The following is a 23,995-nucleotide window of genomic DNA, read 5'->3' on the forward strand; positions in this document are numbered from 1 at the left end:
GGGACAGCCTGTGCGGTGCCGTCCCGACTTCGGGCGCTCGGGAACGTATCCCTTGCGGTCAGGCCGCCTTCTTTTCCGCGATCCCGACGAGGTTGCGGAGAATGGTCGTCGTGGCTTTGATCCGCTCGTCCGCGCTTTCGACATCGCGGATGAACACGATCTTCATGTCCGGACGCACCTTCGCGAAGGACCCCTGTTCCGCCACGTAGGACACCAGCCCCGCCGGGTTGGCGAAGGCGTTGTCGCGGAAGGAGACGATGATGCCCTTCGGGCCGCCGTCCACCTTCTCCACGTTGGCGCGGCGGCACAGCACCTTGATCGACATGATCTTGAGGAGCTGGCCGACCTCGGGCGGGAGGGGGCCGAAGCGGTCGATGAGCTCCGCCCCGAAGGCGTCGATCTCGTCGTCCGTCTCCAGGGTGGAGAGGCGGCGATAAAGGCCGAGGCGCAGCTGCAGGTCCTGCACGTAGGATTCCGGAATCATCACCGGCGCTCCCACAGCGATGGTCGGCGACCACTGGTCCTCCGCCGGCTCCTCGATGCCCGCCTTCAGCTGCGCCACGGCCTCCTCCAGCATCTGCTGATAGAGCTCGTAGCCGACTTCCTTGATGTGTCCGGACTGCTCCTCGCCCAGGAGGTTGCCCGCGCCGCGGATGTCGAGGTCGTGGGAGGCGAGCTGGAAGCCCGCGCCGAGCGTGTCGAGGCTCTGCAGCACCTTGAGCCGGCGCTCCGCCTGCACGGTGAGCGGCTTGTTCGCCGGCACCGAGAACAGGGCATAGGCGCGGGTCTTCGAACGGCCCACCCGGCCCCGCAGCTGGTAGAGCTGCGAGAGGCCGAACATGTCGGCCCTGTGCACGATGAGGGTGTTCGCGGTCGGGATGTCGAGCCCCGACTCCACGATGGTCGTCGAGAGCAGGATGTCGTACTTGCCCTCGTAGAAGGCGGTCATCACGTCCTCGAGCTGGCCGGACGCCATCTGCCCATGGGCCACGGCGACCTTCGCCTCCGGCACCTCCTTGTCCAGGAAGGCCTTGACGTCGCCGAGGTCGTCGAGGCGGGGCACCACGTAGAACGCCTGCCCTCCCCTGTAGCGCTCGCGCAGGAGCGCCTCGCGGATCAGGAGCGGGTCGAACGGGGTGACGAAGGTGCGCACGGCCAGGCGGTCGACCGGAGGCGTGGTGATGAGGGACAGCTCCCGCACCCCCGTCAGCGCCAGCTGGAGCGTGCGCGGGATCGGCGTCGCGGACAGGGTGAGCACGTGCACCTCGGCGCGCAGCTCCTTGAGCCGCTCCTTGTGGGCGACGCCGAAATGCTGCTCCTCGTCGACGACGATGAGGCCGAGGTCCTTGAACCTGATCGACTTGCCGAGAAGGGCATGGGTTCCGACGACGATGTCCACGGAGCCGTCGGCCAGACCTTCCTTCACCTTCTTCATCTCCGCCGCCGGGACGAACCGGGATGCCTGCGCGATGTTGAGCGGCAGCCCGCGGAAGCGCTCCGTGAAGGTCTTGAAGTGCTGGCGGGCGAGGAGCGTCGTCGGAACGACCACGGCGACCTGCTTGCCGTTCATGGCCGCCACGAAGGCGGCGCGCAGGGCCACTTCCGTCTTGCCGAAGCCCACGTCGCCGCAGACCAGGCGGTCCATCGGGCGGCCCGAGGCGAGATCGTCCAGGACAGCCTCGATGGCGTTGAGCTGGTCCTCGGTCTCCTCGTAAGGGAACCGGGCCGCGAACTCGTCGTAGAGGCCGTCGGGCGGCACGAGGCGCGGCGCTTCCTTGAGGATGCGGGCCGCCGCGATCTTCATGAGCGCCCCCGCCATCTCGCGGATGCGCTGCTTCATGCGCGCCTTGCGCGCCTGCCACGCGCCGCCGCCGAGCTTGTCGAGCTGGACTTCGGTCTCCTCCGAGCCGTAGCGGGTCAGGAGCTCGATGTTCTCGACGGGAAGGAAGAGGCGGTCGCCGCCCGCGTAATGGAGTTCGAGACAATCGTGGGGCGCTCCGGCGGCCTCGATGGTCTTCAGCCCCTCGAACCGGCCGATGCCGTGGTCCACATGGACCACGAGGTCGCCGGGGGTGAGGGCGGCGACCTCGGTCAGGAAGTCCTGGGGCCGCCGCGACTTGCGCTTCTGGCGCACCAGGCGGTCGCCGAGGATGTCCTGCTCGCTGATGACCGCAAGGTCCCCGGCTTCGAACCCCGCTTCCAGGCTCCAGACGCCGATGGCGATCTCGGCGCGCGGCAGGGCCAGTGCGTCGGACAGACGCGGAACGAGGCTCGTCTGGCGCAGGTCGTGGTCCTGGAGCACGTGCGCCAGCCGCTCGCGGGAGCCTTCGGACCAGGCGCCGATCACCACGCGCCGGCCGGCGGCCTGAAGGTCGCGGATGTGCCGCACCACGGCCTCGAACACGTTGGCGTTCTCGTCTGCCCGCTCGGCAATGAAGTTGCGGCCGCGCCGGGCCTCGCAGTCGAGGACGGGGCGCTCCGGCGATTCCGGCACGGCAAAGGGCGTCAGCCGCGCGAGCGGCAGGGTGGCCGTCCGCGCGGCCCATTCGTCCGGCTTCAGGTAGAGCGCGTCCGGGGGGAGCGGCCGGTAGGGCGCGATGCCGGGCTGGGACTGGCCGAGCCCTTCGCGCCGCGCCTCGTAGTAGTCCTGGACCTGGGACAGGCGCTCCGCCGCCGCGTCGTCCACGAGGGCGTCGAAGACGAAGGGTACGCCCTCCACATAGTCGAAGAGCGTGTCGAGACGGTCGTGGAACAGCGGCAGCCAGTGCTCGAGCCCGGGATAGCGCCGCCCCTCGCTGATCGCCTCGTAGAGGCGGTCGTCCCGCGTGGGCGCACCGAAGGCGGCGACATAGGTCTGGCGGAAGCGCTTGATGCTCTCGGTCGTGAGCTGGACCTCGCTCATGGGGACGAGGTCGAGGGCGCGGAGCGTGCCGACGGTGCGCTGGGTCTCCGGGTCGAAGGAGCGGATCGATTCGAGGGCGTCGCCGAAGAAGTCGAGCCGGACCGGGTTCGGCAGCCCTGCCGGATAGAGATCGACGATCCCGCCGCGCACGGCGTATTCGCCCGTGTCGCGGACCGTGCCGGTGCGCAGGAACCCGTTGGTTTCGAGCCACTCCACCAGGAGCTTCGTGTCGACCACGTTGCCGGGTGCGGCGGAGAAGGTCTCCGCCGCGATCCGGGCTTTCGGCGGCACGCGCTGCACCAGGGCATTGACGGTGGTCGAGAGGATGCGCGGGCGCTCCTCGGAGGTCCTGGAGCGCGTCAGCCGCGCCAGGGTCGTCATGCGCTGGGCCGTCACGCCCGCATTGGGAGAGACCCGGTCGTAGGGCTGGCAGTCCCAGGCGGGGAACGGCAGGACCTCGATCTCGGGGGCGACGAAGGCCAGGCCGTTCACGAAGTTCTGCTGGCGCATCCCGTCCCGCGCCACGTGAACCAGCACGGCCGGCCCCTCCGCCTTCGCCGACAGGCTCCGGGCGAGATCGGCGACGGCCAGTGCGTCGAAACCGTCCGGAACGCTCGCCAGAGTCAGGTTCCGGCCCTTCGCAAGGGCTTCGACGGCTCGGTTCGGGACGGGTTTCATGAGGGATCGACCGGAGGTGAAAGGGGAACGCGGGCCGGAGGGCCCGGTTCAGGCATGGCGGGACGTCGAGACGGTTTTCAGACGTGGATCGGGCTGGTGTGGGAGTGGAATCCCTTCAGCCGGCGGAACACCGGGCTGTCGTAGTTCTCGGGCGTGGCGGCCTCGCCGGTGATCCAGGAAAGCAGGTCCCGGTCGGGCACCTCGATGAGCCGCTCGAACTCGTCCAGATCCTCCTCCGACATGGTGCCGATCTCCGCATCGGCGAAGCGGCCCATGATAAGGTCCATTTCCCGCATGCCGCGGTGCCAGGCCCGGAACAGGGTGCGCCTCCGGCGGACATCGAGATCGGCGCTGGTGCGTGTCGTTCCGCTCATCGGATTCTCCATTTGTTCATGAATGGCGTCGCGTCGGGGCGGCTTGGCGGCTATATAACCATCCTGACCAGACTTGCCACCCGTTCGAATGTCCCTTCGCCCCTCCATTCTCGATCCGCTCTTCGCCCCTGCGAGCACCCTGCCCGGGGTCGGACCGAAGATCGCCCCCCTCCTCGACCGCCTGCTCGGCGAGCCGGGCCGGCCGGCGCGGGTCGTGGACCTGCTGTTCCACCTGCCGAGCGGCGGGATCGCCCGGGAGATGAAGGGCTCCATTGCGGATGCACCCATCGGGGAGCCGGTCACTCTCGCGGTCACCGTGGCGGCCCATCGCCCGCCCCCGCCCGGACGCCGGGCGCCCTACCGCATTCTGGTGGAGGACGAGACGGGCGACGTGGTCCTCGTCTTCTTCAACGGCCAGAAGGCGCGGCTGGAGAAGCTCCTTCCCGTCGGCCAGCGCCGCTACGTCTCGGGCAAGATCGAGCTCTGGGACGGCATGCGCCAGATGGTGCATCCCGACCGGATCCTCGACGAGAAGGGAATCGGGAGCCTGCCGGCCGTCGAGGCGGTCTACGGCCTCACCGAGGGGCTCTCGTCCCGCATGGTCGGGCGCTATGTCGGAGCGGCCCTCGAACGGGTTCCGGCCCTGCCCGAATGGCAGGACCCGGCCTGGATCTCCCGCAACGCCCTGCCCGCGCTGCCCGAGGCGCTCGCCCTGATCCACCGGCCGGAGGATGCCAGGTCGTTGTCGGAGGAGGCGCTCGCCAAGGCTCCGCCGCGCCGCCGCCTCGCCTACGACGAGCTCCTGGCCTCGCAGCTCGCCCTGGCCCTGGTGCGCAGCCGGATGCGCCGCCTGCCGGGCCGGACGAATGCCGGGGACGGACATCTCGTGGAGAAGATCCGGCGCGCCCTGCCCTTCGGTCTCACCGGGTCACAGGAAAGGGCCGTCGCCGACATCCGCCGGGACCTCGTGGCGGACAAGCGGATGCTCCGCCTGCTCCAGGGCGACGTGGGCTCCGGCAAGACGGTGGTCGGGCTCCTCGCCATGGCGAGCGCCATCGAGGCGGGCCGCCAGGCCGCCCTCATGGCGCCGACCGAGATCCTCGCCCGGCAGCATTACGAGCGGATCGCCCCGATGGCCCGCGAAGCGGGCCTGACCGTCGCCCTGCTGACCGGCCGCGACAAGGGCGCGGAACGCCGGGCCGTTCTCGCCGGACTTGCGGACGGCAGCATCCAGATCGCGGTCGGCACCCATGCCCTGTTCCAGGAAGGCGTCGTCTTTCACGACCTCGGCCTCGCCGTGGTGGACGAGCAGCATCGCTTCGGGGTCCACCAGCGCCTCGCGCTCGGAGCGAAGGGCGAAGCGGTCGACATCCTGGTGATGACCGCGACGCCAATTCCCCGAACGCTCGCGCTCACCTATTTCGGCGACATGGACGTCTCCGTGCTCGACGAGAAGCCAGCCGGACGCAAGCCCATCGCCACGAAGCTCATCTCCATCGAACGCCTCGACGAGATCGTCGGAGCCATCGGACGCGCCCTCGCCAACGGCGATCAGGTGTACTGGGTCTGCCCGCTCGTGGGCGAGTCCGAGACGGTGGACCTGGCGGCGGCCGAGGAGCGCTTCGAAGAGCTGAGGAGCGTCTTCGGCGACAGGGTCGGGCTGGTGCACGGCAAGCTCCCCGGCCGGGAGAAGGACGCGGCCATGGAACGGTTCGCAAGGGGCGAGACCAGGATTCTCGTCTCCACGACCGTCATCGAGGTGGGGGTCGACGTGCCGCAGGCCACAGTCATGGTCATCGAGCACGCGGAGCGGTTCGGGCTGGCGCAGCTGCACCAGCTGCGCGGCCGTATCGGGCGCGGCTCGCGCGCCTCCACCTGCCTCCTCGTCTACAAGGGGCCTCTCGGTCAGACGGCGCAGGCGCGGCTCGAGATGATGCGCCAGACGGAAGACGGATTCCGGATCGCCGAGGAGGATCTGCGCCTGCGCGGCGAAGGCGAGGTGCTGGGCACCCGACAGTCCGGCCTTCCGGGCTTCAAGCTCGCGCGGCTCGACGTCGACGGCGACCTTCTCGCCGCCGCCCGGGACGACGCGCGGCTGATCGTCGAGCGCGACCCCGAACTCGTCAGCGAAAGGGGCCGGGCCCTGCGCATCCTGCTCTACCTCTTCGAGCGGGACGCGGCGATCAGGCTCCTGAGGGCGGGATAAGGGTGCACCCTTCGCCGCTTCGGGCCGCGTCACGGATGCGTCCCGAAGCGACCGCGCGGGTCCTTCGGCCCTGCTACTCCACCGTCACCGACTTCGCGAGGTTGCGAGGCTGGTCCACGTCCTTCCCCATGAAGACGGCGGTGTGATAGGCGAGCAGCTGGATCGGGACCGAGTGGACGATCGGCGCGACGACCGGGTGCGCCGAGGGCATCACGATGGTCGCCATGGTCTCGAGCCCGGTTTCGAGCGCGCCCTTTTCGTCCGTGATGAGAACGATGCGCCCGCCCCGGGCCGCAACCTCCTGCATGTTGGAGACGGTCTTCTCGAACACGCCGTCGTGCGGGGCGATCACGATCACCGGCATCGTCTCGTCGATGAGCGCGATCGGGCCGTGCTTCAGCTCGCCTGCGGCATAGCCCTCGGCATGGATGTAGGAGATTTCCTTCAGCTTGAGAGCCCCTTCCAGGGCGAGCGGGTAGGACGTGCCGCGCCCGAGATAGAGCACGTCCTTCGCCTTGGAGATCTCGCGCGCCAGGATCTCGATCTGGTGCTCCCGCTTCATCGCCTCGCTCATGAGACCCGGCACGCCGATCAGGGCGTCCACGAGGGTCTTCTCCTCCTCGGCGGTCAGGGTGCCGCGGGCGCGGCCGGCGGCGATGGCGAGGCACAGGAGGACGGTGAGCTGGCAGGTGAAGGCCTTGGTCGAAGCGACCCCGACCTCGACGCCCGCGAGCGTCGGGGCGATCACCGCGCTTTCCCGCGCCATGGTCGACGTGGGCACGTTCACGACCGAGACGGTGTGCTGCCCCTCGGCGCCGGCGTAGCGCAGGGATGCCAGCGTGTCGGCCGTCTCTCCCGACTGGGAGACGAACAGCGCGAGACCGCCGGGTTCCATGGGCGCCTCGCGATAGCGGAACTCGGACGCCACGTCGATCTCGACGGGCACGCGGGCGAGCCGCTCGAACCAGTACTTGGACACGAGCCCGGCGAGATAGGCGGTGCCGCAGGCGGAGATCGAGACGCGCTTCAGGTCCTTGAAATCGAACGGCAGCTCGAAGGGCAGCTCGACGCGTCCCGAGGCGAAGTTCACGTAGTGCGCCAGCGTGCGGCCGACGACCTCGGGCTGTTCGTGGATCTCCTTCGCCATGAAGTGCCGGTAGTTGCCCTTGTCGGCGAGGAACGAGCCGGAGAGGATCTTGTGCCGCGGGCGCTGGACCGGCTGGCCCCTCTCGTCCCTGATGTCGACGCTGCGGTGGCGCAGGATGGCCCAGTCCCCGTCCTCGAGATAGGCGATCTCGTCCGTGAAGGGGGCAAGGGCCAGGGCGTCGGAGCCGAGATAGGTCTCGCCGTCGCCATAGCCGATGGCCAGCGGCGCGCCGTGCCGCGCGCCGATCATCAGGTCGTCCTCGCCCGCGAAGAGGAAGCCGAGGGCGAATGCGCCGCGCAGGCGGGGCAGCGTCACCGCGACCGCCTCGATGGGCGGCCGGCCCTGCCGCATCTCGTAGGTGACGAGCTGCGCCACCACCTCGGTGTCGGTCTCCGTCTCGAAGCGGATGCCCTTCGCCTCCAGCGCCGCCTTCAATTCGCGGAAGTTCTCGATGATCCCGTTGTGGACGACCGCCAGCCTGTCGGTGGCATGGGGATGGGCGTTCGTCTCGTTGGGCTTGCCGTGGGTCGCCCAGCGGGTATGGCCGATGCCGACGATGCCGGAAAGCGGCGCCTGAGAGAGCTTGACCTCCAGGTTGCGGAGCTTGCCTTCGGCCCGGCGCCGGTCGAGACGGCCGTTCTCAAGTGTTGCGACGCCGGCGGAATCGTAACCGCGATATTCGAGCCGCCTGAGAGCCTCGACGATCTGGCCGGCGACAGGTTCTTTTCCGACGATTCCAACGATCCCGCACATGTCACGCAATGTCCCTTGGAGGCTTTCGCCCATTAAGCTTACGGTTCTGCTACTGAGGCCCGTGCCTCACCTCAAATCAACTTGCGTGACCGATTGTGACATATAGCATCACTTCGATTTCTTGGCCTGGGACTCTATCCGGAAGTTCCGGGCCCATTCCTCCTTAATAACCTGGCGCCCGCGCCCGAGGGCGAGGGCGTCGCCCGGCACGTCGTCCGTGATGACGGAGCCGGAGCCCACGAAGGCGCCCGCGCCGATCCTGATCGGCGCCACCAGGGAGGAGTTCGAGCCGATGAAGGCGCCCTCCCCGATCTCCGTGCGGTACTTGCCGAAGCCATCGTAGTTGCAGGTGATGGTGCCAGCGCCGATGTTCGCATCGGCACCGATGCTCGCATCGCCGAGATAGGAGAGATGGTTGGCCTTGGCCCCGGCGCCGAGCTGCGCGTTCTTGATCTCCACGAAGTTCCCGACCTTCGCCTTCGGGCCGATCTCGGCTCCAGGCCTGAGCCGCGCGAACGGGCCGATGGTCGCCTGCGCCGCGATGCGGGTGCCCTCCAGGTGGCTGAAGCTGTGGACGACCACTCCGTCCTCGACGACGACGCCGGGTCCGAACACCACGTGCGGCTCGACGACCACATCCCGACCGAGCTTCGTGTCGTAGCTGAGAAAGACGGTTTCCGGCGCCACCAGCGTCACGCCGGCGGCCATGGCGTCCTGGCGCAGCCGGTCCTGGATCATGCGTTCGGCCTGGGCGAGCTGCGCCCGGTCGTTGACGCCGTGCACCTCCTCCTCCGGCACGGTGGCGGCGACGGCCCTGTGCCCGAGGGCGCGGGCAATCGCCACCGCGTCGGTCAGGTAGTATTCCTGTTTCGCGTTCCTGTTCTCGATCTTGTCGAGGATCGCGAGCGCGATGTCGCCGCGCAGGGCCATGAGGCCGCCGTTGCACAGGCGGATCGCCCGCTCCGCCTCGCTCGCGTCCTTGTGCTCCCGGATGTCGAGAAGCTCGTCGCCCGACATGATCAGGCGCCCGTAGCCGGTGGGGTCCTGCGCCTCGAAGCCCAGGCAGACGATGGCCGCGCCCTGGGCGAGCGGCGCCCTGAGCCGGGACAGGGTCTCCCGGCTCACGAGGGGCGTATCCGCATAGACCACGATCACGTCGTCCGGCCGGCGCGCAAGTGCCTCCCGGGCGCTGAGCACCGCATGCCCGGTCCCCAGCCGTTCCCGCTGCACGAAGATCTCCGCGTCCGCCACGTGCCGGCGCGCTTCTTTCGCAACGTCATCACGGTCGGGGCCGACGACCACCGCGACCCGGTCCGCCCCTGCTGCCGTGACCGTGGCGAGGACGTGGCCGAGCATGGAACGGTTCGCGACCGCGTGCAGGACCTTCGGCTTCGAGGACTTCATCCGCGTTCCTTCGCCGGCGGCGAGAACGACGGCGAGGCAGCTCCGGGACGGCGCAGGAGAGGAGATGGACGATGTCATAGGGTTTCGATCCAAAGACGCTTTCAACGGCTGCTAGCCCATTCCGGGGCGTTCGGGCAATTGCCCGATGACTAAATGGCGGCATACACCACCAATTCGTTTCCTTCCTCCCCCGCTTTGCTGATATGTACGGCCTCACGCACTTCTGGCTGATCAGCCCTGTTCACTCATGAGTATCGCCGTGCCGGTTCCGATGGCTTCGCGTCTTTCCCATCCCCGCCGGCGCGATATGCTGGCCTATCTTGGCGTGTCCCTCGCCGGCCTCGCATACGCGCCTTCCCTTCGCGCCCAGAGCCAGGCCCAGACTTTCCAGGCCATCGTCCAGGCCCGCATGGGCAACGGCCAGCCGTTCGATCCCGCCGTGGTGGCGGACATCGCGCGGCAGCTCGCCAAGAAGCCTTACGTGGCGCCGCCGAACGACCTGCCGGACGTCTTCTCCAACCTCAACTACGAACAGTATATCGGCATCAAGTCCCTGCAGCAGCCCATCTGGATGAACGAGGGCCGGGGAATCGCCGTCGAGCCCCTCCACCGCGGTTTCGTCTTCACCAACACCGTCGAGATCTTCCTCGTCGAGGACGGAGCCGTGCGGCGGGTCGGCTACGAGCCGTCCAAGTTCGAGTTCGGCCGCATCAACGTTCCGGCCAATCTCGGCGACATCGGGTTTTCGGGCTTCCGGCTCATCGCCACGTCGAGCGACGGCCCGCCGTTCGACTTCGCCATCGTCCAGGGTGCGACGTTTTTCCGCGCCATTGCGCGCGGCCAGAACTTCGGCGCCATCGCCAGGGCCCTGACCCTGAAGCCCGCGGACCCCAAGGGCGAGGAGTTTCCGGCCTTCCGGGCCTTCTGGCTCGAGCGGCCGGCCATCGGCAGCAACAGCCTGACCGCCCACGGCATCATCGACTCCGAATCCGCCTCGGCGGCGCTGCGCATGACCTTCCGGCCGGGCGACATGACCATCGTCGACGTGGAGATGACCCTCTTCCCCAGGGTCAACCTCGATCACGTCGGCCTCGGCGGGATGGGCTCCACCTACTTCTACGGCGCCAACGACCGGCGCAATGCGGACGATTTCCGGCCGGCGGTCTACGAATCGACCGGCCTTCAGATGCTGAACGGCAAGGGCGAGTGGCTCTGGCGCCCCCTCCAGAATCCGGAAACGCTGCAGATCTCGGCCTTCGTGGACGAATCCCCCCGGGGCTTCGGCCTCATTCAGCGCGACCGGTCCTTCGACACCTTCCAGGACGACGAGAACCGATTCGAGCGGCGGCCCAGCCTTTGGGTCGAGCCCCTTGGGGAGTGGTCGCAGGGCAGCGTGCAGCTTCTCGAAATCCCGACCGACGCCGAGATCAACGACAACATTCTCGCCTACTGGCGCCCCAAGGCTCCGATGCCGGCAGGCGCAGAGGTGCCCTTCGCCTACCGCCAGTACTGGTGCTGGACCCCGCCCGAGCGACCGCCCCTCGCGACCGTCGCGTCGACGCGGGTGGGGCGGGGTTCGAGCGGCCGGAGGCGGCGCTTCGCCATCGAATTTTCCGGCGATTCGTTGGGTGACAATCTTCCCGCGGACCTTAAATCCGTCCTTACGGTCAGCCCGGGTTCATTTCAGAACCTTAAGGTCTGGCCTTATCCGGAACGGAAGGCGGTTCGCGTCGTGTTCGAACTTGACCCCGGGAACGAAAACGCGTGTGAGATGCGTCTCATTCTCGAAGCTGGCGGGAAGCAGATTAGCGAAACATGGCTTTATCGTTGGACACCGTAGGTCCTGACTCGAAGAACGCCACGGCCGGGCGGTCAGAACCCAGCATGCCGCCCGAGAACCGCCTCGAGATGCCCACCCAGTCGCTCTGGCGCTGGTCCGCCTCGCAGGAGCGCAAGCCGATCGTGCGGCGTCCCCGGTGGCCGACCTACCTGGCGCGGCTGTTCGTGTTCGGCGGCGCTCTGGTCCTGACCGGTTACGGCACCTACGAGATGTACCAGGTGGTGTCGGTCAGCCGGACCACCGTGCTCCAGTGGCTGCTGGTCGCCCTGTTCACCGTCAACTTCTCGTGGATCGCGCTCGCCTTCACCAGCGCCGTCCTCGGCTTCCTCGCGCTGCTGACGCAGCCCCGGACTCCGCCGGCCCTTCCGCAGGCCCTGGCGAGCCGCACGGCCATCGTGATGCCGGTCTACAACGAGCAGACCGCGCGGACCTTCGCCGCCATCGAGGCGATCTACGAATCCGTGGAGGCCACGGGTCTCGGAGCCCATTTCGACTATTTCATCCTCTCCGACACCACTGACCCCGAGGCGTGGATCGCCGAGGAGAGGGCCTTCCTCGACCTGCGCCGGCGCCTCGGATCCCGGGCCCGGTTCTACTACCGCCACCGGGAGAAGAACCACCATCGCAAGGCCGGGAACATCGCCGATTTCGTGACCCGCTGGGGCGGGCACTACGAGCACATGCTGGTCCTCGACGCGGACAGCCTGATGACGGGCGAGTGCATCGTGCGCCTCGCGGCGGCCATGGAAGCGGATCCCGACGCGGGAATCATCCAGTCCCTGCCGCTCATCATCAACCGCAACACCCTGTTCGCGCGTCTCCAGCAGTTCGCGGCGAGGGTCACCGGTCCGGTGATCGCCATGGGCCTGTCGGTCTGGATGGGCCGCGACGGGAACTACTGGGGACACAACGCGATCATCCGCACCCGGGCCTTCGCGGAGCAGGCCGGCCTGCCCGACCTGAAGGGCAAGCCGCCGCTGGGAGGCCACATCCTCAGCCACGACTTCGTCGAGGCGGCGCTCATGCGCCGGGCCGGCTGGGACGTGTACATGCTGCCCAGTCTCGAGGGGTCCTACGAGGAGAGCCCGCCCTCCCTCATCGATCTCTCGGCGCGCGACCGCCGCTGGTGCCAGGGCAACCTCCAGCACATGCGGGTGATCGGGACGCGGGGCCTCAAGCTGCCCACCCGCCAGCACTTCGCCACGGGAATCATGTCCTACCTGGCGTCTCCGTTCTGGCTGTTCCAGCTCATCGTCGGTATCGCCCTCGTGCTGCAGACGACCTACATCCGGCCGGAATACTTCGCCCGCGACTTCCGCCTCTATCCCATCTGGCCGCGGTTCGACCCCGAGCGCGCCCTTGCCCTCTTCGCCCTCACCATGGGGATCCTGCTCGCGCCGAAGATCTTCGGCATGCTCCTCGTCCTGCTGCGCGGAAAGGAGCGGCGGGCTTCGGGGGGCGCGATCCGGGTCGTTCTGTCGACCCTCATCGAAATGGTGCTCTCGGCCCTTCTGGCGCCGATCCTCATGCTGATCCAGTCGGGTTCGGTGTTCCAGATCCTGCTCGGGCGGGACACGGGCTGGCAGCCGCAGCGCCGGGACGACGGCTCCATTCCGTTCAAGGACATCGTCCGCCGCCATCGCTGGCACACGGTTCTCGGCGCCCTGAGCGGGATATCCGCCTTCATGATCGCCACTTCCCTCTTCCTGTGGATGTCGCCCACGATCCTGGGCCTTCTCCTGGCGATCCCCCTCTCGTGGCTGAGCGGCCAGCTTGGGGCGGGTCTCGCCCTCAAGCGCCTCGGCCTCCTGCGCACGCCGGAGGAGCATGTGCCTCCCCCCATCGCCGTGCGCGCGAACGAACTGCAACGGCGCAACGCATCCTTCGGCTTCGACGAGCAGGACGGGCTCCTCGCGCTCTATTGCGATCCGGAGCTGCGCGAGCGCCATGTGGAAATGCTCTCGCCCGCCTCCCGCCGCAAGCGCGGCGAGATCGAGACGGACCGCGCCCTGGCCGAGGCCAAGCTCGCGGACGCGGAGACCGTCGAGGAGGTGCTCGGCTGGCTCAAGCCCAAGGAGCGTATGGCGATTCTCAAGGATCCGGCCCTCCTCACCCGCCTCGTCGGGCTCAGGGCCGCGGCGAGCCTGGAGGCAAGGGCGGCGGAGTAGCCGTCCGACCGCTTCCGGCGAGCGAGGGCTGCCGTCAGGCCACGATCTGCCGCGACCCGGCGGGCAGCGCCTTTTCCGCGTCGCTCGCCACCTCGCTCGTCAGCCATTCCCGGAAGGCCTGGACCTTCGGCGCCCTGCGCCGCGCCTTGGGGTAGACCAGCCAGTAGCTGCGATTCGCCGTCACGACGAGATCGAACGGCTGCACGAGCCGGCCGGCGGCGAGGTCCGCCCGGAAGAAGTAGGGATTCACCAGGGCGACCCCCTGTCCGGCCATCGCCGCCATTCCGTCATACTGCTGGGTGCCGAGGTAATAGTCCGGCCGGTCGGACAGGTCGACGTCCGGGATTCCGGCGGCTTCGAACCATTCCTTCCACCAGGGGTCGCTGGGGGCGATCAGCGGCAGCTTGAGCAGGTCGAGCGGCTCGCGCAGATGGACCCGTCCCGCCAGTTCCGGACTGCACACGGGCGTGAACTGGTTCGGGAACAGCAGCTGGGCCTCCAATCCCGGCCACACACCCTGGCCGCTGCGGATGCCGACGTCGAAATCGTGCTCCGTGAAATCCAGGATGTGCTGGTCGACGTGCACCTGGACCGCGATGTTGGGGTGCAGCTGCTGGAAGCGCCCGAGGCGAGGAATGAGCCAGTTCGCCGCCAGGGTGGCGAGGGTTGTGATCCGCAGGGTCGCCTGGACCGTCTCGTCGATGCCCGCGAAGGCAGCGCGCAGCAGGTCGAAGGCCTCGGTGACGGCGGAAGCGAGCTGCCGCCCCCGCTCCGTCAGCCTGACGTTCCGGGGATGCCGGGTGAACAGCGGCGCGCCGATCCGGTCTTCGAGCATCCTGATCTGATAGCTGACCGCCGCCTGGGTCATGCCGAGTTCCTCGGCGGCGCGCGTGAAGCTCTCGTGCCGCGCCGCCGCCTCGAAAACACGGACGGCGCTCATGGGAGGAAGTTTGGACATGGCCATTCCATAAGGCTGCCTTATGCCAGCCATCTGCCTTTTGCTTTGTCAAGGATCGGCTCGAGGCGCATCTTCAGGGTCGTCGCAGGGGCAGCGCTGCCCCGCCCTATCAATCGGATGAATCGCCATGAAATACGAGGATTCGCGCCGCCTCCGCGGCGTCGAGAGCGTCTGGCTGCGCCTGAGGCTGTGGCTGATGCCTGCGCCCCGGCCCCGGAAAACGCCGCTCATCACCAATCTCAGCCATCTGTCGGATCATGAGAGAGAGGATATCGGGATACCGGAGCCCGTTCGCTACCTGGACTGGCAGAGCCTCAAGGACCGGGGCCTGACCTTCTGATCAGGAGCTCAGGCGGCTCGGCTTCAGATCCCCGCTCTGCTCGAGTAGGGAGTGCGCCGTCGCCGCGATATGCGCCTCGATCCGCTTCAGGTCGCGCACGATGTCGAGCTGGAGCGCGGAGGTATCGCCCACCGTCTTGCCGGAGCGCAGCTGCTCGAAGTGGCGCTGCGTGATGGCCCGCTCCAGGTCGCGGAAGCGCTCCTTCTCCGCGACCAGCCGGCGGGCCGAGCCGATGTCCTGGAACATCAGGACGGAGGCCGCCAGCTGGAGATGCTCGAGGAGCTTGGCGTGCATGTCGTCGATGTCCTTGAGGCTGTCCTTGGGCAGGCGCAGGTGGTTCTTGATGCGCTTGGCCGCAAGCTCCATCAGGTTCTTGTCGATGATGTCGCCGATGTGCTCCAGGTTGATCGCGAACGCCAGGATGTCCGACAGGCGCTTCGCCTCCTCGTCGCTCAGGGCCTCGTGATTGATGGAGCTGAGGTAGCGGCGCACGGCGCTGTAGAGGCGGTCGATCACGTCGTCCGTCCTGCTGATGGCCTCCACCCGGGAGACGTCGCCCTCGTGGAACAGGTCCTGGGAGCCGCGCAGCATGGTCTCGACGATGTCGGCCATCCTCAGCACCTCCCGCGCCGCATTCGAGAGCGCAACGGAAGGCGTGTCGAGAGCGTCGCTGTCGAGGTATTGCGGCACGCCGGGATCGGATGCCCGAACCTTCTCGGGGAACAGCTTGAAGAGGAGATCGGCGATCCACGGCAGCGGCAGGATGAACAGGAACGCCAGGGCCACGTTGAACAGCGTATGGAAATTGGCCGCGAGCCGCGCCGGGTTCGGATCGAACAGGTTCATGACCGCAAGGAGCGGACCGATCAGCGGCAGCGCCACGGCGCAGCCGAGAACCCGCATCGCGAGATTCCCGAACGGAACCCTGAGCTTCACCGGGTCGCCGCCCGTGCCTTCCAGAAGCGGGTTGAGCGAGCTGCCGAGATTGGCGCCGAGCACCATGGCGAGCGCGGAATGCGCATCGATCACCCCGGCCGAGGCGAGCGACATGATGAAGAGCAGGGCCGCGACGCTCGAATGGGCCGCCCAGGCGAAGGCCGCCGCCAGCAGGACCAGGATGAGCGGATCCGGCGCGATGGAGGCCAGGAGGCTCTTGAGCACCACCGAGGACTCGATCGGCCGGATCGTCTCGGTGAGGAGATGGAGCGAGAGCAGCATCAGGCCGAGGCCGATGACGACGCGGCCGAGGTCCCTCGCCCGGCTCGAGGAGCCCCTGCGGAAGCCCATGTAGCCGCCGAAGATCAGAACGGGGAAGATCAGGGTGATGTCGAAGGAGAGCACCTGGACGATGAGGGTGGTGCCCACGTTCGCCCCGAGCATGACGGCGAGCGCCGGCACGAGGTCCACGGCTCCGCCCGCCGCGAAGGAGGCCACCATGAGCGCCGTCGCCGTGCTGCTCTGAAGCACGGTGGTGACGCCGAGGCCTGCGAGGAAGGCCCGGAGCCGCGTCCTGAGGCCGACGCCGAGGATCCACCGCAGGTCGCTCCCGAAGGCGCGCTGGACCCCGCTGTTGACCATGTTGATGCCCCACAGAAGCAGGGCGATCTCTCCGAGGAGATGGATCAGGACGGCGGTGGCGGACATTCATTCCTCAAGGGGTGCGGCGGCATCCAAACATCCTGCTTAGTCCCCTTGGAGCCTTCCGGCAATCAGGTTGCCGGCTAATCAAGAAACTTGTTCCACTTTCCCGTGGGATAGACCGTCCCGGGCCTCAGATCGGGGGAAGGTTCAGCCATTGGGCCAGGGCGGAGACGATCAGGTTCACGGACAGGGCGGCGAGGATCACCCCCATGACCCGGCGCAGCACATTGGTCCCGCCGCGGCCGATCAGGCGCCCGATGGTGTCGCCGAGGAGGAAGATCGCGAGGAGGATGCCGAGCACCACCGCGAGCACGCCGAAGGTCGACATCTGCTGCGGCAGCGTGAACCGGTTGTTGTCGGTCAGGATGATGATGGACAGCATGGCCCCGGGGCCGGCGACGATCGGCGTTCCCAGGGGATAGACGGCGACGTTCAGGGCATTGCTGGAAGCGGCGGCCTTGACCTTCTCCACCGAGGGCGGCTCGGAAAGCACCATCGAGATCGAGAACAGGAGCAGGATGATCCCTCCCGCGATCTGGAAGGAGACGAGGGAGATCCCCATCGCGTGGAGGAGGTACTGCCCCGCCAGACCGAAGAACACCAGGATGAGGAAGGCGAACCCGACCGCCATCGTGGCCGCGCGGCGACGCTCCCCGCGGTCGAGCTCCGCCGTCGCCCCGAGGAAGAGGGGAAGGTGGCTGATCGGATCGAGCATGGCCCAGAGGGTGAAGAACTGGTTGATCAGGAGATTCTGGTCTTCGAGCATCGGGGAGTTCCGTCCCGGCCGATAGCACAGGTCCGGCGCGGCCGTGGCTTGGGGTCGCACACTCGGTGCCAGGAAAAAAGGCCGGCCGCAAGCAGGGACTCGGGCGCTTCTCGGTGAAGGCCTCTACGCCCCTCTTCCGGTCCGCCGTGCCGGACGGCCCATTCGTCTCGAAGCTTCGGGGCTCAGGCGCCGCTCGGGACGACGGCAGTCGCCTCGATCTCGACCAGGGCCTCCTTCTCGACGAGGCGGACCACCTGCACCAGCGCCATGGCGGGATAATGGGGGCCGATGACCTCCCGGTACGCCCTTCCCAGATCGCGAAGGTTGGCGAGATAGTCGTCGATGTCGACCACGTACCAGGTGAGCCGCATCAGGTGCTGCGGCCCGGCCCCGCCCTCCTCCAGGATCGCGCGGATGTTGAGCAGCGTCTGCCGGGCCTGGGCGACGAACCCTTTCGCGAAGACCCCGTGCTCGTCCCAGCCGACGATGCCGCCGGTCACGATGAGCCGGCCTTCGGCCATCATGCCGTTGGAATAGCCTTTCGGGACAGGCCAGTTCTTGGGGTGCAGGATCTCGGGAACATCGGAACGGTCGGACGGCGCCTGCGCGCTCATGGCGGTTTTCACTTGCAGCTCTCCCAATAGCGCTCCAGCGCCGCGCGCAAATCGTCGGGCAGCGGGATCGAGCGGTGAGTGTCCAGGGATGTGGTGACCATGACGAGGCGGGCGGCGAAGACAGGCTCGTCGCCGCGACTCGCATGGATGCGGAACGTAAGGGAGGAGCGGCCGATCCGCTCCACGGTGACGGCGCAGGTGAGCCGGTCTCCCATGAAACCGGGCGAGAGGAACTCGGCTCCCGCGCTCGCGAAGCCCAGGCCCGTGCGCCTGCGGCCGATCATGTCGTGGTAGTCGATGCCGAGCGCCTCGGAGAACCAGTCCTCCACCACGCCGTTGAGCATGTCGAAATAGCGGGCGAAGTAGACGATGCCGGCCGGATCGCAATGGGAGAAGCGGACCGGAACTTCCGTCCGCCAGGCGCCGGCAGGCACCGGCCCGGCAAGGTCCCTCCGGCGCGCGGCGGCAGCCGTCTCCCGCGGCACTGCCATGGCCTCGTCCGTCATGCCGAGACCCTCTCGACCGGTCCGCCCGCGGCGTCGCGTGCCGCGAGCAGCTTCAGCATCTCGCGGGCGATGACCACCTTCTGGACCTCGGTCGCGCCCTCATAGATCCGCAGGGCGCGGATGTCCCGGTACAGTTCCTCGACCTTGGAGCCCTTGCGTACGCCCGCGCCGCCGAAGATCTGCACCGCCTTGTCGATCACGGTCTGGGCGGCCTCGGTCGCGTGCATCTTGGCGATCGCGGCCTCGCGCGTGACCCGCGGCGCGCCCTGGTCCTTGGTCCAGGCGGCGCGGTAGACGGCGAGGGCCGCCGTATCCACGAGGGTCGCCATGTCCGCGAGCGCCGCCTGCGTCATCTGGAGATCCGCGAGGGGGGCTCCGAAGAGCCGCCGCGTCGCGGCATGCCGCAACGCCTCATCCATCGCCCGCCGCGCGAAGCCGAGGGCGGCGGCGCCGACAGTGGACCGGAAGACGTCGAGCGTCGCCATCGCGACCTTGAAGCCCTCCCCCGGCGCGCCGATCCGCTGTCCGACCGGAACGCGGCAGCCGTCGAAACGCAGGGTCGCCAGGGGGTGCGGCGCGATCACCTCGATCCGGTCCTCCACGGTGAGGCCGGGGGCGTCCGCATCGACCATGAACGCCGAAAGGCCCTTGGCGCCGGGCCCCTCCCCGGTCCGGGCGAAGACCACGTAATGATCCGCGATCCCGCCGTTGGAGATCCAGGTCTTCACCCCGTCGATCCGCACATGGCCGGGTCCGTCGGGATGCGCCGTGGTGCTCATGGCAGCGACATCCGAACCCGCCTCGGGCTCCGACAGGGCGAAGGCGGCAATCGCTTCGCCGCGGGCGACGGGGGGCAGATAGCGGTGCTTCAGGGCGTCGGAGCCGAACAGGGTCACCGCGCCGGTGCCGAGCCCCTGCATGGCGAAGGCGAAGTCCGCAAGGCCGTCCCGATAGGCCAGCGTCTCCCGCGACAGGCAGAGCAGGCGGACGTCGAAGGCCGGGCTCAGACCGCCGTAATCCTGCGGAACGACCGCCTTGAGCCAGCCCTCCTCGCCGAGCCGCCGCACGAGGGCGCGGCAGGTGGCGTCCACGTCCTCGTGACCGTTGTCCTCCAGCGCCGTATCCGCCCATTCCGCAAGCGCATGGGCGTAGCGTCTGTGGCGCTCCTCGAAGAACGGCCAGGAGAGATAGCTCGAATCGATCACGTCAGTCTCCCTGGAATACCGGCTTTTCCTTCCTCGCGAAGGCATGGTAGGCGCGGGCGAAATCCTCCGTCGTCATGCACAGGGCCTGGGCGACCGCCTCGGCCTCGATGGCTTCCTCGACGGACATCGCCCATTCCATGGCGAGCATCCGCTTGGTCATCGTGTTGGCGTAAGTCGGCCCGGTGCCGATGGCGCGGGCGAGTTCCCCGGCCTCGGCGAGGAGGCTTTCCGCTGCGACGACACGGTTGAAGAAGCCCCAGCGCTCGCCCTCCTCGGCGCTCATGAAACGGCCCGTATAGAGCAGCTCTGAGGCCCGCCCCTGCCCGACGATCCGGGGCAGGATCGCGCAGGCGCCCATGTCGCAGCCCGCCAGCCCCACCTTGTTGAACAGGAAGGCCACCCGCGCCGCCGGTGTCGCCAGACGCAGGTCCGACGCCATGGCAACGATCGCGCCGGCCCCGGCGCAGATCCCGTCCACCGCGGCGACGATGGGCTGCGGCGCGGCGCGCATGGCCTTGACCAGTTCGCCGGTCATCCGGGTGAAGGCCGTCAGCCCCTTCGTGTTCATCTCGACCAGGGGGCCGATGATCTCGAAGACGTCGCCGCCGGAGGAAAAGTTGCCGCCCGCGCCGGTCACCACGACGGCCTTTATCCCCTCGTCCCTGGCGCAGGCATGGAAGAAGTCGGTCAGCTCCCGGTAGCTCTCGAAGGTGAGCGGGTTCTTCCTCTCCGGCCGGTTGAGCGTGACCGTCGCCACGGGCCCCTGGACGGAGAGAAGGAAATGACGCGGACGATATTCCGACAGCGGCAGCGTGACCGGATTGGCGGCATGGGTCATGACGCGTCTCCCGACATGGCGCGGCGGGCGGAAAGCTTGGTCTTGGCGAGAAGGCGCATGAGGTCGCGCTGCTCCTTTTGCGTGAGGTCACCGAACAGCTCGGCGATCCAGGACTCGTGCTCGGCGGCCATGGCCCGGAACTCCGCCTGGCCGGCGGGCGTGAGCCGGATGATCTGCGCCCGCCGGTCGAACTCGGACACCCGGCGGTCGAGATGGCCGGAGGCGACGAGCCGGTCCACGAGCCCGGTCAGATTCCCGTTCGAGACCATCATCCGCCTGGACAGGTCGGAAAGGGTCATCCCATCGGGGGCCTTGTCGAGTTGCGCCATCAGGTCGAAGCGCGGAAGCGTGACGTCGAAGCGCTCGCGCAGGCGGCGCCGCACCTCACCCTCGATGAGATTCGAACAGGTGAGGAGGCGCAGCCACAGCCGAAGCTCGTCGCGGTGGTCCTCGGGCATCTCGACCGCCTTGGTCTCGGCATCGAGAGGGATGGCCTGATCGCTCATGTCAGATCTCCCCTCCCGCAACGGCGATGGCCTGCCCGGTGACGGAGCGCGCGTTGTCGCCGCACAGCCAGAGCACGGCATCGGCGACCTCCTTCGGATCGACGAGACGCCCCTGAGGATTGTGCTTCACGAACTCGCCCAGCGCCTCCTCACGGCTGCGGCCGGTCTTCTCCACGATGCGGTCCAGGCTCTCCGCAACGAGGTCCGTGTCCGTGAAGCCGGGGCAGACGGCGTTGACGGTCACGCCCGTCCGGGCGGTTTCCAGGGCGAGCGACCGGACCAGCCCCACAACCGCGTGCTTGGCGGCGCAATAGGCCGTGACATAAGGATAGCCTTTCAGACCTGCCGTCGAGGCGACGGCGACGATGCGCCCGAATCCCTGCTCGATCATCGACCCGAGCACCGCCTGGGCCGCGTTGGCGACCCCGAGGAGGTTCACGTCGAGCATCCGGCGGAACACGTCCGGCCCGGACTTGAGGAAGGGCAGGGATTCCGCCGCGCCCGCGTTGGCGATCAGCAGGTCGACGGGACCGCGTCCGGCGGCCGCCTCGCGAACGGCCGCGACGACGGCCTCACGGTCCGTCACGTCCGCGACCGCGAAGCCGCGCGCGGCCCCCTGGCGCACCGCACTCTCGAGAGCGGCACGATCGCGGCCGGTGACGGTCACGGTCGCGCCTGCCTGCGTCAGGGCCTCCGCGATGGCCCGTCCGATGCCGCGCCCCCCGCCCGTGACGAGGGCGTGGCGCCCCTGAAGATCGTTTCCGCTCATCTCATTCCGCGGCGAGAGACGTTTCTCCCGCCTCCATCTTCAGCTCGGCCCGCGTCTTCGGCCGGGCGCGGATCTTGAGATCCTCGAAGTCCTGCCGGTCGCGAACGGAGTTACGGAAGATCTGGTCCTTACCCGGAAGGTACTGGGGCGGGCAATGGATGTCGCCGGCCCCGTACCAGGCAGCCGCCTTCATGGCGAAGAACGGATCGACGAGATGGGGACGACCGAGGGCGACGAGATCGGCGCGGCCTGCCGCGAGGATCGTGTTCACCTGGTCCGCCGTGGTGATGTTGCCGACGCACATGGTCGCGACCCGGGCCTCGTTGCGGACCTGGTCGGCGAACGGCGTCTGGAACATGCGCCCGTAGATCGGCCGGGCCTCCCGCACGGTCTGGCCCGTGGAGACGTCGACGAGATCGACCCCATGCTCCGCGAAGGCGCGGGCGATGGCGACCGAGTCGTCGCCGGTCGTGCCGCCCTCGGCCCAGTCGGTCGCGGAGATGCGCACCGACATGGGCTTGTGCGCGGGCCAGACCTCGCGCATGGCGTCGAAGACCTCGAGCGGAAAGCGCAGGCGGTTCTCCAGGGAGCCGCCGTATTCGTCCGTCCTCCGGTTGGTCAGCGGCGAGATGAAGCTGGCGAGGAGATAGCCGTGGGCGCAGTGGAGTTCGAGCATGTCGAACCCGGCCCTCTCGCCGCGCTCGGCGGCGGCCACGAACTGCGCCTTGATCCGGTCCATGTCCTCCCGCGTGACCTCGCGCGGGACCTGGCTGTCCGGGAAATAGGGAATCGGCGAGGCGGAGCAGATGTCCCAGGCCCCCTCCTCCAGCGGCCGGTCGATTCCCTCCCACATGAGCTTGGTCGCGCCCTTGCGGCCCGCATGGCCGAGCTGGAGGCAGATCTTCGCGGCGGAATGGGTGTGGACGAAATCCACGATGCGCTTCCAGGCCGCCTCCTGCTCGTCGTTCCACATGCCCGTGCAGCCGAGGGTGATCCGCGCCTCCGGCGACACGCAGGTCATTTCGGTGAAGACGAGCCCTGCCCCGCCCGTCGCCCGCGAGCCGTAGTGGACCAGGTGCCAGTCGCCGGGAACGCCGTCCACCGCCGAGTACATGTCCATGGGCGACATCACGACCCGGTTCGCGAGAACCATGTCGCGCAGGCGGAGCGGCTGGAACATGGGCGCCGCGGGCCTGTCGACGGGAACGTCGAACCCTGCCTTCCGCACCTGCTTCGCGAACATCCGGTCGACCTCGGCGACGAAGTCGGGGGCGCGCAGGCGCAGGTTGTCGTAGGTGATCGCCTTCGAGCGCGTCATGACGCCGAAGGAGAACTGCACCGGGTCGAAGTCCCAGAAGCGGGCGACGTGCTCGAACCAGACGAGCGAAACGTCGGCGGCGTGCTGCGTCTTCTCGACCTCCTCGCGCCGGCCGGTCTCGTAGAGCGCCAGCGCCCCGTCGACGGAAGGATCGCGGCGGAACGCCTCGTAGAGCGCGATGGCATCCTCCATGGCGAGCTTGGTGCCGGAGCCGATGGAGAAATGCGCCGACGCCTTCGCGTCGCCGAGCAGCACCATGTTGCCGCGCACCCAGCGCTTGTTCCGGATCATCGGGAAATTGCGCCAGATGGAGCGGTTCGTCAGGACCTTGTGCCCCCCGAGGAACCAGCCGAAGACCTTCTCCATCAGGGCGGCGGATTCGGCCTCGCTCATGTGGCCGAGCCCCGCGCGCTCGAAGGTTTCCGGATCGGTTTCGAACACCCAGGTCGAGCGGTTCGCCTCGTATTGGTAGGCATGGGCGATGAACGGACCCCATTCCGTTTCCTGGAAGATGAACGTGAAGGCATCGAGGGGCCGGGTGGAGCCCATCCAGGCGAACTTGTTGGGGCGCAGGTCCACCTCGGGCTGGAAGTGGTCCGCATAACGCTCGCGGAAGCGGCTGTTGATGCCGTCCGCCACGACGACGAGATCGGCATCCGCGAACAGGGCCTCGTCGTCCACCTCGGCCTCGTAGTGCAGCTTCACGCCGAGCTCGGCCGCGCGGTCCTGGAGGATGAGGAGAAGGGTGCGGCGGGAGCAGCCGCAGAACCCGTTGCCGCCGATCCGGTGCTCGGTGCCCTTGAAGTGGATGGCGATGTCGTCCCAGTACGCGAACTCGCGGGTGATGCGCTCGTAGCTCGGCCGGTCGTACCTCTCGAAATTGTCGAGGGTCGCATCGGAGAACACCACGCCGAAGCCGAAGGTGTCGTCGGCGCGGTTGCGCTCGTAGACGGTCACCTCGGCCTCCGGCCGATGCTTCTTCATCAGGATCGCGAAGTAGAGCCCGGCCGGGCCGCCGCCGACGATTGCCGTTTTCATGAGAGCCACACCCGAGAGTGAACG

General features: G+C 68.2%; 18 protein-coding genes. 4 read left to right on the forward strand and 14 right to left on the reverse strand.

Annotation, left to right across the window (positions count from 1 at the left end; all coding sequences use genetic code 11):
- Positions 1 to 58 precede the first annotated feature (58 nt).
- Both mfd and GDR74_RS09730 read right to left on the reverse strand, forming a co-directional pair.
- A complete protein-coding gene (gene mfd / locus GDR74_RS09725) occupies positions 59 to 3,580 on the reverse strand; it encodes a transcription-repair coupling factor (protein WP_152586129.1) in 3,522 nt (1,173 codons plus the stop codon).
- Positions 3,581 to 3,657: 77 nt separating this feature from the next.
- Positions 3,658 to 3,954: an FAD assembly factor SdhE gene (locus tag GDR74_RS09730; RefSeq protein WP_152586130.1), complete on the reverse strand. Its 297-nt coding sequence runs from the start codon at positions 3,952 to 3,954 to the stop codon at positions 3,658 to 3,660.
- A gap of 88 nt (positions 3,955 to 4,042) precedes the next feature.
- Here GDR74_RS09730 and recG point away from each other — a divergent pair, with 88 nt between their 5' ends.
- On the forward strand, positions 4,043 to 6,160 hold the full coding sequence (recG, locus tag GDR74_RS09735) for an ATP-dependent DNA helicase RecG (RefSeq protein WP_152586131.1): 2,118 nt from the start codon (positions 4,043 to 4,045) through the stop codon (positions 6,158 to 6,160).
- A gap of 73 nt (positions 6,161 to 6,233) precedes the next feature.
- On the opposite strand, the gene glmS is transcribed toward recG, so the two are convergent.
- The gene (glmS, locus tag GDR74_RS09740) at positions 6,234 to 8,060 is read right to left on the reverse strand and encodes a glutamine--fructose-6-phosphate transaminase (isomerizing) (RefSeq protein WP_152586132.1); all 1,827 of its coding nucleotides are present in this window, start codon (positions 8,058 to 8,060) and stop codon (positions 6,234 to 6,236) included.
- 108 nt (positions 8,061 to 8,168) lie between these two features.
- Positions 8,169 to 9,542 (reverse strand): bifunctional UDP-N-acetylglucosamine diphosphorylase/glucosamine-1-phosphate N-acetyltransferase GlmU, encoded by a 1,374-nt coding sequence (gene glmU / locus GDR74_RS09745; RefSeq protein WP_152586133.1) that lies wholly within the window; start codon positions 9,540 to 9,542, stop codon positions 8,169 to 8,171.
- A 193-nt stretch (positions 9,543 to 9,735) separates the two neighbouring features.
- Here glmU and GDR74_RS09750 point away from each other — a divergent pair, with 193 nt between their 5' ends.
- Together GDR74_RS09750 and mdoH are read left to right on the forward strand one after the other, a co-directional pair.
- Entirely contained in the window at positions 9,736 to 11,304 is a 1,569-nt protein-coding gene (locus GDR74_RS09750) for an OpgD/OpgG family glucan biosynthesis protein (protein WP_246179327.1), read from the forward strand.
- Positions 11,280 to 13,472 carry a glucans biosynthesis glucosyltransferase MdoH gene (mdoH, locus tag GDR74_RS09755; protein WP_152586134.1) on the forward strand — a complete coding sequence of 731 codons (2,193 nt, stop codon included), beginning with the start codon at positions 11,280 to 11,282 and terminating at the stop codon, positions 13,470 to 13,472. The genes GDR74_RS09750 and mdoH overlap by 25 nt, the downstream gene beginning before the upstream one ends.
- Positions 13,473 to 13,506: 34 nt before the next feature.
- On the opposite strand, the gene gcvA is transcribed toward mdoH, so the two are convergent.
- Complete coding sequence (gene gcvA, locus GDR74_RS09760; RefSeq protein ID WP_246179342.1) at positions 13,507 to 14,430, reverse strand: transcriptional regulator GcvA; 924 nt, start codon at positions 14,428 to 14,430, stop codon at positions 13,507 to 13,509.
- 127 nt (positions 14,431 to 14,557) lie between these two features.
- Here gcvA and GDR74_RS09765 point away from each other — a divergent pair, with 127 nt between their 5' ends.
- Entirely contained in the window at positions 14,558 to 14,770 is a 213-nt protein-coding gene (locus GDR74_RS09765; protein ID WP_152586136.1) for a hypothetical protein, read from the forward strand.
- Here the strand turns inward: GDR74_RS09765 and GDR74_RS09770 are convergent, their stop codons facing one another.
- The 9 genes from GDR74_RS09770 to GDR74_RS09810 all read right to left on the reverse strand — a co-directional run bounded on the left by GDR74_RS09770 (position 14,771) and on the right by GDR74_RS09810 (position 23,971).
- Positions 14,771 to 16,414: a Na/Pi cotransporter family protein gene (locus GDR74_RS09770; protein ID WP_152586137.1), complete on the reverse strand. Its 1,644-nt coding sequence runs from the start codon at positions 16,412 to 16,414 to the stop codon at positions 14,771 to 14,773. It abuts the gene before it with no gap.
- Between the two features lie 127 nt (positions 16,415 to 16,541).
- Positions 16,542 to 17,177, reverse strand: coding sequence for a MarC family protein (locus tag GDR74_RS09775; RefSeq protein WP_152586138.1), 636 nt, complete (start codon positions 17,175 to 17,177; stop codon positions 16,542 to 16,544).
- 182 nt (positions 17,178 to 17,359) lie between these two features.
- Positions 17,360 to 17,791: a RidA family protein gene (locus GDR74_RS09780; RefSeq protein WP_152586139.1), complete on the reverse strand. Its 432-nt coding sequence runs from the start codon at positions 17,789 to 17,791 to the stop codon at positions 17,360 to 17,362.
- An 8-nt stretch (positions 17,792 to 17,799) separates the two neighbouring features.
- On the reverse strand, positions 17,800 to 18,297 hold the full coding sequence (locus GDR74_RS09785; RefSeq protein WP_210251014.1) for an acyl-CoA thioesterase: 498 nt from the start codon (positions 18,295 to 18,297) through the stop codon (positions 17,800 to 17,802).
- Positions 18,294 to 19,502 carry an acyl-CoA dehydrogenase family protein gene (locus GDR74_RS09790; RefSeq protein WP_152586140.1) on the reverse strand — a complete coding sequence of 403 codons (1,209 nt, stop codon included), beginning with the start codon at positions 19,500 to 19,502 and terminating at the stop codon, positions 18,294 to 18,296. The genes GDR74_RS09785 and GDR74_RS09790 overlap by 4 nt, the downstream gene beginning before the upstream one ends.
- A gap of 1 nt (position 19,503) precedes the next feature.
- On the reverse strand, positions 19,504 to 20,340 hold the full coding sequence (locus GDR74_RS09795) for an enoyl-CoA hydratase family protein (protein WP_152586141.1): 837 nt from the start codon (positions 20,338 to 20,340) through the stop codon (positions 19,504 to 19,506).
- On the reverse strand, positions 20,337 to 20,846 hold the full coding sequence (locus GDR74_RS09800; protein WP_152586142.1) for a MarR family winged helix-turn-helix transcriptional regulator: 510 nt from the start codon (positions 20,844 to 20,846) through the stop codon (positions 20,337 to 20,339). Before GDR74_RS09800 ends, GDR74_RS09795 begins: the two co-directional genes overlap by 4 nt.
- Before the next feature lies 1 nt (position 20,847).
- Complete coding sequence (locus tag GDR74_RS09805) at positions 20,848 to 21,615, reverse strand: SDR family NAD(P)-dependent oxidoreductase (protein WP_152586143.1); 768 nt, start codon at positions 21,613 to 21,615, stop codon at positions 20,848 to 20,850.
- A 1-nt stretch (position 21,616) separates the two neighbouring features.
- Positions 21,617 to 23,971: a bifunctional salicylyl-CoA 5-hydroxylase/oxidoreductase gene (locus GDR74_RS09810; protein ID WP_152586144.1), complete on the reverse strand. Its 2,355-nt coding sequence runs from the start codon at positions 23,969 to 23,971 to the stop codon at positions 21,617 to 21,619.
- Between the last annotated feature and the right edge of the window lie 24 nt (positions 23,972 to 23,995).

Origin of the sequence: Microvirga thermotolerans, assembly GCF_009363855.1 — a bacterium.
In the GTDB taxonomy this organism is placed as follows: Bacteria; Pseudomonadota; Alphaproteobacteria; order Rhizobiales; family Beijerinckiaceae; genus Microvirga; species Microvirga thermotolerans.

Bases quoted from the DNA above. Each gene is read 5' to 3' on its own strand.
- mfd (WP_152586129.1), bottom strand. From the start codon at position 3,580: ATGAAACCCGTCCCGAACCGAGCCGTCGAAGCCCTTGCGAAGGGCCGG.
- GDR74_RS09730 (WP_152586130.1), bottom strand. From the start codon at position 3,954: ATGAGCGGAACGACACGCACCAGCGCCGATCTCGATGTCCGCCGGAGG.
- recG (WP_152586131.1), top strand. From the start codon at position 4,043: ATGTCCCTTCGCCCCTCCATTCTCGATCCGCTCTTCGCCCCTGCGAGC.
- glmS (WP_152586132.1), bottom strand. From the start codon at position 8,060: ATGTGCGGGATCGTTGGAATCGTCGGAAAAGAACCTGTCGCCGGCCAG.
- glmU (WP_152586133.1), bottom strand. From the start codon at position 9,542: ATGACATCGTCCATCTCCTCTCCTGCGCCGTCCCGGAGCTGCCTCGCC.
- GDR74_RS09750 (WP_246179327.1), top strand. From the start codon at position 9,736: ATGGCTTCGCGTCTTTCCCATCCCCGCCGGCGCGATATGCTGGCCTAT.
- mdoH (WP_152586134.1), top strand. From the start codon at position 11,280: ATGGCTTTATCGTTGGACACCGTAGGTCCTGACTCGAAGAACGCCACG.
- gcvA (WP_246179342.1), bottom strand. From the start codon at position 14,430: ATGTCCAAACTTCCTCCCATGAGCGCCGTCCGTGTTTTCGAGGCGGCG.
- GDR74_RS09765 (WP_152586136.1), top strand. From the start codon at position 14,558: ATGAAATACGAGGATTCGCGCCGCCTCCGCGGCGTCGAGAGCGTCTGG.
- GDR74_RS09770 (WP_152586137.1), bottom strand. From the start codon at position 16,414: ATGTCCGCCACCGCCGTCCTGATCCATCTCCTCGGAGAGATCGCCCTG.
- GDR74_RS09775 (WP_152586138.1), bottom strand. From the start codon at position 17,177: ATGCTCGAAGACCAGAATCTCCTGATCAACCAGTTCTTCACCCTCTGG.
- GDR74_RS09780 (WP_152586139.1), bottom strand. From the start codon at position 17,791: ATGAGCGCGCAGGCGCCGTCCGACCGTTCCGATGTTCCCGAGATCCTG.
- GDR74_RS09785 (WP_210251014.1), bottom strand. From the start codon at position 18,297: ATGACGGACGAGGCCATGGCAGTGCCGCGGGAGACGGCTGCCGCCGCG.
- GDR74_RS09795 (WP_152586141.1), bottom strand. From the start codon at position 20,340: ATGACCCATGCCGCCAATCCGGTCACGCTGCCGCTGTCGGAATATCGT.
- GDR74_RS09800 (WP_152586142.1), bottom strand. From the start codon at position 20,846: ATGAGCGATCAGGCCATCCCTCTCGATGCCGAGACCAAGGCGGTCGAG.
- GDR74_RS09805 (WP_152586143.1), bottom strand. From the start codon at position 21,615: ATGAGCGGAAACGATCTTCAGGGGCGCCACGCCCTCGTCACGGGCGGG.
- GDR74_RS09810 (WP_152586144.1), bottom strand. From the start codon at position 23,971: ATGAAAACGGCAATCGTCGGCGGCGGCCCGGCCGGGCTCTACTTCGCG.